The sequence below is a fragment of the Pseudomonas sp. ESBL9 genome (assembly GCF_036668715.1).
GTDB lineage: Bacteria > Pseudomonadota > Gammaproteobacteria > Pseudomonadales > Pseudomonadaceae > Aquipseudomonas > Aquipseudomonas lundensis.
This window is the reverse complement of sequence record NZ_JAZEVV010000004.1, coordinates 1-11,679: the sequence shown is the minus strand read 5'-3', so window position 1 is coordinate 11,679 and position 11,679 is coordinate 1. Positions and strand designations below refer to the sequence as shown.

The 11,679-nt window shown below is 56.8% G+C and carries 11 protein-coding genes; 7 read left to right on the top strand and 4 right to left on the bottom strand.

Features of this window, described 5'->3' with window-relative positions:
* Window positions 1–64 precede the first annotated feature (64 nt).
* Window positions 65–247, bottom strand: a complete 183-nt coding sequence (locus tag V6F78_RS12370; protein WP_047276477.1) for a DUF6026 family protein — start codon at window positions 245–247, stop codon at window positions 65–67.
* Between the two features lie 291 nt (window positions 248–538).
* Here V6F78_RS12370 and gnd point away from each other — a divergent pair, with 291 nt between their 5' ends.
* The 5 genes from gnd to nudC all read left to right on the top strand — a co-directional run bounded on the left by gnd (window position 539) and on the right by nudC (window position 5,660).
* Window positions 539–1,519: a phosphogluconate dehydrogenase (NAD(+)-dependent, decarboxylating) gene (gene gnd, locus V6F78_RS12365; RefSeq protein WP_047276476.1), complete on the top strand. Its 981-nt coding sequence runs from the start codon at window positions 539–541 to the stop codon at window positions 1,517–1,519.
* A complete protein-coding gene (gene zwf / locus V6F78_RS12360; RefSeq protein ID WP_047276474.1) occupies window positions 1,516–3,039 on the top strand; it encodes a glucose-6-phosphate dehydrogenase in 1,524 nt (507 codons plus the stop codon). Before gnd ends, zwf begins: the two co-directional genes overlap by 4 nt.
* 40 nt (window positions 3,040–3,079) lie before the next feature.
* Entirely contained in the window at window positions 3,080–3,862 is a 783-nt protein-coding gene (locus tag V6F78_RS12355) for an HAD family hydrolase (RefSeq protein ID WP_169858701.1), read from the top strand.
* A gap of 112 nt (window positions 3,863–3,974) precedes the next feature.
* Window positions 3,975–4,787, top strand: coding sequence for a crotonase/enoyl-CoA hydratase family protein (locus V6F78_RS12350; RefSeq protein ID WP_047280472.1), 813 nt, complete (start codon window positions 3,975–3,977; stop codon window positions 4,785–4,787).
* A 42-nt stretch (window positions 4,788–4,829) separates the two neighbouring features.
* Window positions 4,830–5,660: an NAD(+) diphosphatase gene (gene nudC / locus V6F78_RS12345; RefSeq protein ID WP_047293994.1), complete on the top strand. Its 831-nt coding sequence runs from the start codon at window positions 4,830–4,832 to the stop codon at window positions 5,658–5,660.
* Here nudC and V6F78_RS12340 read toward each other — a convergent pair.
* Complete coding sequence (locus V6F78_RS12340) at window positions 5,628–6,407, bottom strand: TSUP family transporter (protein WP_047293992.1); 780 nt, start codon at window positions 6,405–6,407, stop codon at window positions 5,628–5,630. The genes nudC and V6F78_RS12340 overlap by 33 nt on opposite strands.
* A gap of 537 nt (window positions 6,408–6,944) precedes the next feature.
* On the opposite strand from V6F78_RS12340, the gene V6F78_RS12335 reads away from it, so the two are divergent.
* Together V6F78_RS12335 and V6F78_RS12330 are read left to right on the top strand one after the other, a co-directional pair.
* On the top strand, window positions 6,945–8,114 hold the full coding sequence (locus V6F78_RS12335; protein WP_169839836.1) for a cysteine desulfurase family protein: 1,170 nt from the start codon (window positions 6,945–6,947) through the stop codon (window positions 8,112–8,114).
* A gap of 56 nt (window positions 8,115–8,170) precedes the next feature.
* Window positions 8,171–9,994: an aminopeptidase P family protein gene (locus V6F78_RS12330; protein ID WP_047293988.1), complete on the top strand. Its 1,824-nt coding sequence runs from the start codon at window positions 8,171–8,173 to the stop codon at window positions 9,992–9,994.
* A 55-nt stretch (window positions 9,995–10,049) separates the two neighbouring features.
* On the opposite strand, the gene V6F78_RS12325 is transcribed toward V6F78_RS12330, so the two are convergent.
* Together V6F78_RS12325 and rhtA are read right to left on the bottom strand one after the other, a co-directional pair.
* Window positions 10,050–10,331 (bottom strand): hypothetical protein, encoded by a 282-nt coding sequence (locus tag V6F78_RS12325; RefSeq protein WP_047293986.1) that lies wholly within the window; start codon window positions 10,329–10,331, stop codon window positions 10,050–10,052.
* Window positions 10,332–10,495: 164 nt separating this feature from the next.
* Window positions 10,496–11,383, bottom strand: a complete 888-nt coding sequence (gene rhtA, locus V6F78_RS12320; protein ID WP_070414316.1) for a threonine/homoserine exporter RhtA — start codon at window positions 11,381–11,383, stop codon at window positions 10,496–10,498.
* Between the last annotated feature and the right edge of the window lie 296 nt (window positions 11,384–11,679).

Below are 11,679 nucleotides of genomic sequence, written 5' to 3'. Positions count from 1 at the left end.
AACAAGGGGATGTGAAAACTTTGTCGCGAAATGGCGAGCATTCACTCGCCATGGCAGGCGGGTGTCAGTTCAGGTGAGCGGCTGAGCGTGTCAGGGAAAGAGGCGATTGGCCGAGGGCCAGTTGCTGGCGCAAGTGCTCGACCTGTTGCAGTAACTGCGCGTTGTCGTCCTTGAGCTGACGCAACTCATCACGACGGATCGTGACATAGAGGGTTTGCGCGGGTCGTGCGGACAGTACTGTGGTCATGGTTCACCTCTTTTTTGACATCTTCGATCGAGTACCCGAACGGCCCGCTACGGGTCGTGGGTCACTGCCGGGGTGAATTGTGATTTCTTTTGTCGGGGAAGTGAACTTTTATATTTTTTGTTGTCCGCGTGCCTTCGTCCGTCGCCAGAACGTATTGAATAGGGAATCTGTTACCTCTCATGTGCGAAACTATGCGCCATGCGCTAGGACTAATCCTCAGCGAGGCACTTTACGCATCGCTGCACTAGAGTGTTGTAACCCTTTTTTATTTTGTGTTTGGAGCATCAGTACATGCAGTTGGGAATTATTGGATTGGGCCGTATGGGCGGTAATATCGCACGGCGTCTGATGCTCAATGGGCATACCACCGTGGTTTTTGACCGCAATACCGATTTCGTCAGCGCGCTGGAAAAGGACGGTGCAACCGGTGTTGCCGACCTTCAGGCGCTGGTCGACGGCCTGTCCAAGCCACGTGCAGTGTGGGTGATGCTGCCTTCCGGTGCACCGACCGAAGACACCATCGAGACCTTGAGCCAACTGCTCGACGCCGATGACATCATCATCGACGGTGGCAACACGTTCTATAAAGATGACATTCGCCGGGCCGCATCGCTGGCTGCAAAAGGCATCCGTTATGTGGATGTCGGCACGTCGGGCGGTGTGTGGGGCCTGGAGCGCGGTTACTGCATGATGATCGGCGGTGATACGGCGGTGGTTAAGCACCTCGACCCGTTGTTCGCCACGCTGGCGCCGGGCATGGGAGACATCCCGCGTACCAAAGACCGTGTGTCTGACGATGACCGTGCCGAACGTGGCTACATCCATGCAGGCCCGGCAGGTTCCGGTCACTTCGTGAAAATGGTCCACAACGGTATCGAGTACGGCCTGATGCAGGCTTATGCCGAAGGCTTCAACGTGATGAAAATGAAGGCTTCCGAAAACTTGCCGGAAGACCAGCGCTTTGATCTCAACCTGGCCGATATCGCTGAAGTCTGGCGCCGTGGCAGCGTGGTGTCGTCCTGGTTGCTGGACCTGACAGCCGATGCTCTGGCCACCGACGCACCGCTGGACGGTTTCTCGGGTGCGGTGGCTGACAGCGGCGAAGGTCGCTGGACCATCGAAGCGGCCATGGAGCAATCGACGCCGGTTCCTGTACTGTCGAGCGCATTGTTTGCCCGTTACAGCTCCCGTCAGCAAAGCCTGTATGGCGACAAAATGTTGTCGGCCATGCGCTTTGGTTTCGGCGGCCACGTTGAGACCCCTAAAAAATGACTGACCTGTCCAGCCAACCCGACGCCAAGCCGGCACCGCCCACCACACTGTTTCTGTTTGGTGCGCACGGTGACCTGGTCAAGCGCTTGCTGATGCCCGCGCTGTATAACTTGAGTCGTGACGGGTTGCTGGACGATGGCCTGCGCATTGTGGGCGTTGACCACAATGCGATCAGTGATGAAGGCTTTGCCAAGAAACTGGAGGACTTCATTCGCACGGAAGCCTCCAGCAAGGTCGATCATCCTGATGGCCATGGCTTGGATGCTGCGTTATGGGCTTCGCTGGCAAAAAACATCAGTTACGTGCAGGGCGACTTTTTGGACGACAGCACCTACGCGGCGCTGGAACAGAAGATTGCCGCCAGTGGCACGGGCAATGCGGTGTTTTACCTGGCCACTGCGCCGCGCTTTTTCAGTGAAGTGGCGCAGCGTCTGGGAGCCAGCGGGTTGCTCAATGAAACACCGGATGCATTTCGCCGGGTCGTGATTGAAAAACCTTTTGGCTCGGACCTCGAAACAGCCCAGGCATTGAACGCTTGCCTGCTAAGAGTGATGAGCGAGAAGCAGATCTACCGGATTGACCACTACCTGGGCAAAGAGACGGTTCAGAACATTTTGGTCAGCCGCTTTTCCAACGGGCTGTTCGAGGCCTTTTGGAACAACCATTACATTGACCATGTGCAGATCACCGCGGCCGAAACCGTGGGGGTCGAGACACGTGGCAGTTTTTACGAACACACGGGTGCGTTGCGCGACATGTTGCCCAATCACCTGTTTCAGTTGTTGGCGATGGTAGCCATGGAGCCACCTGCCGCGTTCGGCGCAGACGCGGTGCGGGGCGAAAAGGCCAAGGTCATCGGCGCGATTCGTCCTTGGTCGATTGAAGACGCGCGCAAATATTCAGTGCGCGGGCAGTACACCCAGGGTGAGTCCGGCGGTAAGCCAGTGCCCGGTTACCGCGAAGAAAACAATGTGGCGCCCGACAGCACGACGGAAACCTACGTCGCTCTCAAAGTGATGATCGATAACTGGCGCTGGGTGGGTGTGCCGTTTTATCTGCGCACCGGCAAGCGTATGAGTGCCCGGGACACGGAAATTGCCATTTGCTTCAAGCCTGCGCCTTATGCGCAGTTTCGTGATACCGACGTTGAGCGCATGCAGCCCAACTATTTGCGCATTCAGATCCAGCCCAATGAAGGCATGTGGTTTGACTTGCAGGCCAAGCGTCCGGGACCGGGCCTGAAAATGGCCAATATCGAGTTGGGGTTTGCCTACAAGGATTTCTTCAAGATCCAGCCTTCTTCGGGTTACGAAACGTTGATTTACGATTGCCTGACGGGCGATCAGACGCTGTTCCAGCGCGCCGATAACATCGAAAACGGCTGGCGAGGCGTGCAGCCCTTTTTGGACGCCTGGCGCGAACACACTGAAGTCCAATCCTACAGGGCTGGCGAAGATGGGCCTGAAGCAGCTAAAGACCTGCTGGCCCGCGATGGCCGGGTGTGGCTGAACATAGGATGAACGCGTGAAATCCGATTCAATCCAACTGGTGCTATGCGATATGGACGGCACCCTGCTGCGCCCGGACCACTCCCTGAGTGAGGCCACGGTGGCGGCGGTCAGGCAACTGCAAGATGCTGGCGTGTTCTTCACGTTGGCCACGGGGCGCCCGCCGCGCGCGATGTGCGATCAGATCGAGCAGTTGGGCATCATCTTGCCCACGGCGGCCTTCAATGGCGGAGTATTGGTCGATGCAGATGGCCAGTACCTGAAGTCGCACCACATACCGGTAGACGCGGTACGCCAGAGCTTGAAGCTGTTGTCAGCCTACCCGGTGGATCTGTGGGTCTTCGCTGATGATCAATGGTATTTGCGCGATCCTGACAGCCCGATGGTGGATCATGAGCAGCGCGCACTCGGCTACGCCCCTGTGGTGGTTGACCGTTTTGAGCCGCACCTGGAGCGCGTTGACAAAATCGTGGCCGCCAGTCGTGACGCGCCATTGTTGATCCAGCTTGAAGATCGCCTGCACGACGAACTGGCAGGCAAGGCGCTGGCGAGCCGTTCTCAGGCGTTCTATCTCGATATCACGGCGCCGAAGGCGAACAAGGGCGAAGCCCTGGTGGCGCTGGCGCACATGCTGGATGTGCCGTTGTCCCGGACCATGGCCATTGGTGATGGGGGCAATGACCCGGCGATGTTCGAAAAGGCCGGGCTATCAATCGCCATGGGGCAAGCGGACGAAGCCATCAAGTTGAAGGCGACCCATGTCACGGGCACCAATGTGCAAGACGGTGTTGCCCAGGCGATCGAGCGCTTTGTCCTTCGGCCTCAGAAGCACTGAGTAAGTCATTTTGTCCGGCGTTTGGCAGGATCGCGGCCTGCTAGCGTGGTTTGCGGCTTGTTATAGTCCTTGGCTTATGGCCGGCAACGGCACTTAACAAAGGATTCAGGTGATGTCTCAGTACCAGGCGTTTGAGGTTGAGTTAGACGGCAATATTGCTCACGTGCGGATCAATCGACCGGAAAAGGTCAACGCGATGAATGCGGCGTTCTGGACTGAGATTATCGATATTTTCCGCTGGATCGACGAGACCGATGCCGTGCGGGCAGTGGTCATCAGCGGTGCCGGCAAGCATTTCTCGGCGGGTATCGACCTCATGTTGCTGGCCTCGGTCGCCAACGAAATGGGCAAGGATGTAGGGCGCAATGCGCGCTTGTTGCGGCGCAAGATTTTGCAGATGCAAGACTCTTTCAATGCCGTGGATCGCTGCCGTAAGCCTGTACTGGCGGCGGTTCAAGGTTACTGTCTGGGCGGTGCGATTGATCTGATTGCCGCGTGTGACATGCGATATGCCGCAGAAGACGCACAGTTCTCGATCAAGGAAATCGACATGGGCATGGCCGCCGACGTGGGTACTCTCCAGCGTTTGCCGCGCATCATCGGCGATGGCATGCTCCGCGAAATGGCCTACACCGGGCGTATGGTCGGTGCCGAAGAAGCGCGCGCCATCGGGCTGGTCAACCGTGTTTACCCCGACCATGAGGCGCTGCTTGCAGGCGTTATGGGGATCGCACGTGAGATTGCCGGCAAGTCACCTATTGCGATTGGTGGCACCAAGCAGATGATCGGTTACATGCGCGATCACCGGGTGGACGACGGCCTGGAGTACGTGGCTACCTGGAACGCAGCCATGCTGCAATCCGCTGATTTGCGCGTCGCGATGACGGCGCACATGACCAAGAACACCCCGCAATTTCTCGACTGACGCCTGCGCGGCGTCAGCGTTTAACCCTGACAAGGACCTTGTATGACACCGCGTTGGACCACCGCAGTACTGGACACCAACCTTTCGGGCGGCCGTGCCGTGGCGCGCAGCCCGGAGGGCTTTCTGGTTAACGATGATGGGCCGCTGTTTTCGCGTGAATGGCTGGCTTCACAGTCGTTACCGGTGATGGCTGAACACGGGATCGGTTATCTGGATGGCGAGCCGGTGTATGTGCTGGAGCTGGAGCGCGCGGTGGAGGTGGAAGGCTGTCGCTGGCAAGGGTTGCGCGCCTTTATGCTGGAAGGCGATCACACGCTGTACAAGGTGTTGGGCTATGCCGCTCAGATTGCGACGTGGGCGCGCGAGCATCGGTTCTGCGGGCGTTGCGGCCGGGCGATGACTCAAGTGCCCGGGGAGCGGGCGATGTACTGCTCGCCTTGCGATTTGCGCAGTTATCCGCGTATTTCACCGAGCATGATCGTGCTGATCACCCGAGGAGATGAGGTGTTGTTGGCGCGGTCCCCGCGCTTTGTCCCTGGTGTCTACAGCACATTGGCGGGGTTTGCCGAGCCGGGGGAGTCGGCGGAGGAGTGCCTGATCCGCGAGGTGCGCGAAGAAGTGCAGCTTGAGGTCAAGAACATCCAGTATGTGGGCAGCCAGTGCTGGCCGTTCCCGCACTCCATGATGTTGGGTTTTCATGCGGAGTATGCCGGCGGGGAGATCGTGCCGCAGCCCGATGAGATTGAGGATGCGCAATGGTTCAATGTGCATCACCTGCCGCCATTGCCGGCATCGCGCTCGATTGCGCGTTATCTCATCGATCTGTACGTGGCGCGCCGTTTAGGCCTGGCCGAACCAGTGTTGCCAGGCTAGGCGTACAGTCAGCCCCAATACCACGGTGATGAATACCGGACGAATGAATTTGGCCCCGCCGCTGATTGCGCTGCGGGCGCCAAAGAAGGCGCCGACCATGACTGCCAGGCCCATGCTCAGGCCAATGATCCAGTCCACATGCCCGGAAAAGATGAACACCGACAGGGCTGCAATATTGCTCACGAAGTTCATGCTGCGCGCTACCCCGCTGGCTTTCACCAGATCGATGGGATAAAGCAGCATGCTGCTGACGGTCCAGAAGGCCCCCGTTCCAGGCCCTGCAACGCCGTCGTAGAACCCGAGACTGAAACCTTGAGGCAACTGCCACTTCTTTTTGATCGGAGCATCGTTGTCGATCGGGGTTTTGGGCGTGCCACCGAATAAAAGGTACAACCCGCACGCAAAAACAATCACCGGCAGCATTTTATTAAGCCATTCGGCAGGCATGTAGTGCGCGACGATGGCGCCAATCAGGGCGCCCGCCAACGTGCCGAAAATCGCCAGTTTCCACTCCCGCGGGTGAAACAGCTTGCGTCGGTAAAAGGTGAAGCTGGCAGTGGCGGCGCCGAAGGTCGAGCTGAGCTTGTTGGTGCCCAGTACCAGGTGCGGCGGCAACCCAGCGGTGAGCAATGCAGGCGTGGTGAGCAGGCCACCACCGCCGGCGATGGCATCGATGAAGCCGGCCACAAAGGCCACGGCAGCCAGAATGGCGAGGGTGGTCAAATCTACGCTGAGTTCAAAAGGCATGGGATCGACTTAATTCGGCGGGACGTACGGCGCAGGTGCGCGGGAAGGGCATCATCTTACCCATAACCCGACAGGGCGGCGACAGGCATGTCGACGATTTGCCACATGCTGCTGGGTCAACAGGTGTTCAGCAATTGGTCAGGGAAAACAAACCGCGCGGCCCTGCAGCCGGTGCAAGTGTTATTGCCGGTTTCCCCCCAATGACCCCGACGCTGCCATTGCTTGAGGCTCAGACTTTCACCGGTCAGTCGGAGTCAGCTTGAAAGGCGAGGGTTTATATTCCTTAAATCTATCTAATTCCATATTTATATATCCGTATTGCATATAAGACTTGCGCTTGATTGGTGTTCTGGCGCTTTATTAAGGCCATTGCGGTGCAAGATCAGAATTTGGGAATGCTCCTACGGCTTTTCTTGTGCGCGGCTCTTTTTTCGCAGGCTTCGGTAGGGTAGTTGTAAAGGCCCCTGAACCTGTTTGCCTCCCGCTTCTGTTATCAAGCAATGCCTGATGCCGGAATTCGATCAGTGAGTGTTCACAATGGACAAACGACCTCTTTATTTCGATTACGCTGCCACCACCCCTGCCGATCCTCGCGTCATTCAGGTGATGGTGGATTGCCTCGGTTTCGAGGGTAACTTCGGGAACCCGGCTTCCAGTTCACACGTGTTTGGTCGGCAAGCGCGTGCTGTGGTTGAGCAGGCCCGGGCGCAAGTTGCCCGGTTGGTTGGAGCTATGCCCTCACAGATTGTCTGGACATCCGGGGCCACGGAGTCCAACAACCTGGCGCTCAAGGGGGTGGCATCAGGCAGTGGCTTGACCCGTGGACATATCATTACCAGCCAGATCGAGCACAAGGCCGTCTTGGACACTGCGTTGTTTTTGCAGCAATCAGGCGTTGATGTGACCTGGCTGAAGCCGGACGTCAACGGACTGATCAGTGTGCAGCAAGTCCGGGATGCGTTGCGCGAAGATACCTTGCTGGTTTCGTTGATGCTGGTGAACAACGAACTGGGAACAGTCAACGATATCCAGTCCATCGGGCAGCGGGTGCGCGAGCATGGAGCCCTTTTCCACGTGGATGCCGCACAAGGCGCAGGAAAGATGGCCATTGATCTCGGCAGTTGGTCGGTGGATTTGATGTCCTTTTCTGGGCACAAGATTTACGGGCCTAAAGGAATTGGCGCTTTGTATGTTGGCCCACGGGCTCAGGAGCGGCTGCAGGCTCAGATGCATGGCGGGGGGCATGAGCTGGGTCTGCGCTCCGGTACGTTGGCCACACACCAAATTGCAGGTATGGGCGCGGCGTTTGAGCTGGCCGAGCAGCAGTTTAGTGAAGAGCTGGCGCATATCTGCCGCTTACGTGAGCGTTTACTGGATCAACTGGCCGGTATTGCCGGTTTGCGGTGTAACGGTTGTCAGACGCATCGGATTCCTCACACGCTGAGTCTGACTTTCGTTGAGGGCAACTTCGACAGTGCGGTGCTGGCGGCTGATGTAGCGTATTCGGCCACGTCGGCGTGTAATTCGGCCAGTCATGCCCCGTCCCATGTACTGCTCGCCTTGGGCCTGAGTGCAGAAGAAGCATCACGCACCCTTCGCTTGAGTTTTGGACGCTTTACATCTGAAGAAGACGTTGATGCGCTGGCCAGCGCTATTCACGCGGCAACACAAGTCGCCACGCCGTTTTGGGCAGTTGCTCAACCTTAGTTGCTGATTCATGATCAGGGCTTCATAACAATGACCATTGGCCTGCAGGAGAGAGGATGAGTACTCAGTTGTTGAATCAAGGATCGGTTGTGCAGCGCCTGGCGCGGGTCCGGTCAGTCATGAGCGAGCATGGCGTCCATGCGTTGCTGGTGCCTTCCGCCGATCCTCATCTATCAGAGTATTTGCCTGCGTATTGGCAAGGCCGGCAGTGGTTATCGGGTTTTCAGGGGTCAGTCGGTACGTTGATCGTGACGCCGACCTTTGCGGGTGTGTGGGCCGATAGCCGCTACTGGGAACAGGCGGCCAAAGAGCTAGCGGGCAGCGGCATCGAATTGGTCAAACTGATGCCCGGGCAACCTGGCCCGCTTGAATGGCTGGCCGAGCAAACCCCTGAAGGTGAAACCGTCGCGGTGGACGGTTCAGTGCTGGCCTTGGCGTCTTCACGCACACTGGAAAACAGGTTGAAAGAGCGGGGTGCGCAATTGCGTACCGATATCGACGTGTTGGGGCTGGTGTGGGAGGGGCGTCCCTCGCTCCCTGTTCAGCCGTTGTACGAACATGGAGCGCCACAGGCCACTGTGAGCCGTGCAGAAAAGCTCGCGCAATTGCGAGAAACGCTGCAACAGCGTCAGGCCGATGCGCACTTTATTGCTACGTTGGACGATATCGCCTGGCTTTTTAATCTTCGCGGTTCGGACGTTTCCTTTAATCCTGTATTCCTCTCGTTTGCATTGATTGAACACACACAAGCCTCTTTGTTTGTCGATCTGAACAAGGTCGGTGCCGAACTCAAGCGTACTTTGCAGCGTGAGGGCGTAGTGCTGCGTGATTACAGCGAGATCGCAGACGCCTTGGCGGCCTTGCCAGCATCGACCCGTTTGCTGCTGGATCCTGCGCGTGTCACGTGTGGGCTGATTGCCAATGTAAACAAGGAGGTCAGGCTGGTTGAAGGCATAAACCCTACAACGTTAGCTAAAGCCCAAAAGAAGCCCGAAGATGCCGTTCACATCCGTCAGGCAATGGAGCAGGACGGCGCGGCGTTGTGCGAGTTCTTTGCGTGGCTGGAGTCCGCTTGGGGCCGCGAGCGTATTACCGAACTGACCATTGATGAACGATTGACGGCTGCCCGGGCACGTCGTCCGGGTTTTGTGTCATTGAGCTTCAATACCATTGCGGCATTTAACGCAAATGGTGCGATGCCTCATTACCATGCGACCGAGCAGGAACATGCTGTGATCGAGGGTAATGGCCTGCTCCTGATTGACTCGGGTGGGCAGTATCTGGGTGGCACAACGGATATCACGCGGATGGTGCCGGTGGGGGAGGTCAGTGCTGAACAAAAACAGGACTGCACCCGCGTGCTCAAAGGTGTGATCGCATTGTCCAGGGCCCGTTTTCCGAAAGGTATTTTGTCTCCTTTGCTGGACTCGATCGCGCGCGCCCCTCTCTGGGCGGATAACGTCGATTACGGGCACGGTACCGGACATGGGGTCGGTTACTTTCTGAACGTGCATGAAGGCCCACAAGTGATTGCCTATCAGGCCGCAACTGCGCCGCATACGGCCATGCTGCCGGGAATGATTACCTCTATAGAACCCGGTACATACAGGCCGGGTCGCTGGGGGGTGCGAATTGAAAACCTGGTTTTGAATCAAGAAGCGGGGACGTCAGAATTTGGCACGTTCTTGAAGTTTGAAACGCTTACGTTGTGTCCGATTGACACGCGCTGTCTTCAAGTTGAGCTATTAACGTGCGAAGAGTTGGATTGGCTCAATGGCTATCACGCGCACGTTCGTGAGCGCTTGTCGCCGTTGCTTGCAGGCGATGCGCTGGCCTGGCTGAACACGCGCACTGAGCCTGTAGTCAACACGCGGTCATAACAAGAAGCCACGCAATCAATTTCAGAGGGTTGCGTGGCTGACTTTTATGGCTGTTTTACTTGCAGATGATGATCAGGCTTCGGCTGGTGTAACCCGCCGGGTTCAAGCCGAAGGGATAATCTCCCGGCTCTTCGGCGGAGTCGCCTGATTTTGCGAGGGTTCGAAACCCTTTTTCGCCACAGGATCGCGCAGCCTCGGCATAACATTTGTCCCACGATGAAGACAATCCTGAGCAGTTGATATGCATCCCACGTTTGCCGTGTTTCACAGTGGTTTCTGAGGTTGCCGCACAGCCTGCGAGTGCCAATGCTGTCAAACCTATCAAAAAGCGTTTCATTCCTGTCCTTAAGCGTTAGCGTCGGGTTGCGGAGGTGGGTGCCGAACTGCCTTGCCCGTGGCTATTTATAGATCTCCCTGTCTTGAACCGCCCCAATTGACTCTCACGGTGATTAAACATCGCTCAAATGAGAGTCAATTGCCAGAGCTTATAGCGATGGACTGTCATTCGGCTTTAGTTACAGGCTTTGTGTGGCCGCGCATGGTTAACGTTGCTCCGACTGACGCCATGATGATGCACAGGATGGCCATCCACTGTACGAACGACAGCACTTCATTAAGAAACAGCAGGCCTGACAGTGCGCCAAACGCTGGTTCTATGCTCATGAGCGTGCCGAATGTGCGCGTGGGCATGCGGGTGAGCGCAACCATTTCCAGGGTATAGGGCAGGGCTGTCGACAGTACAGCTACACCGATGGCCACCGGGATCAGGCTTGGCGTCAATAACGTTGCGCCTGCGTGGACGATGCCGATCGGTGCAATGAATAACGCCGCAATGATCACGCCCAGTGCGGCAGTCTGCACGCCGTTGTCAGCCCCTGCTTTCTGTCCGAACAAGATATAGAGCGCCCAGCAAACACCAGCCCCTAGGGCGTACCCGGCCCCTAATAAGTCAATGCCATGTGTGCTTTCGCCAACCGGAATCAGTAGTAAGAGGCCCGTGATCGCAAGCGCAATCCAGACGAAATCAATAGCTCTGCGGGATGCATAAATAGCGACTGCCAAAGGACCTGTGAATTCAAGTGCTACGGCTATGCCGAGTGGGACCGTTTGCAATGACATATAGAAGAGGAAATTCATCCCGCCTAACGCGATGCCATAAACAATCACAGTCTTCAGGGACTTGGCGGTGAGCTTGGCTCGCCAGGGACGCAGAATGAGCAGCATGATGAGGCTGGCAAAGATCAGGCGCAGCGTAGTGGTGCCTTGCGCGCCCACGATCGGGAACATGCTTTTGGCAAGCGAAGCGCCAGATTGAATAGACGCCATGGCTATCAGAAGTAAGCCGACCGGTAATAGAACTGATGTAAGGTGTTGAGTCTGCTTTGTCATATAGGGGTGGCCTGAGAAGGGATGCAGTAGCATTAAGAGGGGCATGATGCGCAAGTTATAAAGGCTGTGCAATATAGTGCGCAATTGAGGGGGGCACATTGGTTTTGAACTTTTCACAACTAAAGCGAACACGGGGCTTGACTCAGAATTTCAGCGGCCTATAATTCGCCCCACTTCCGGCGCAGTCGAAACGGAAAACTCCTTGAGTTTCAATGAGTTAGACGGTTTTGACGATACCAGCTTCAATTCATCGAAGCAGGAAATGAGGTGTTGACAGCAGCGTGTAACGCTGTAGA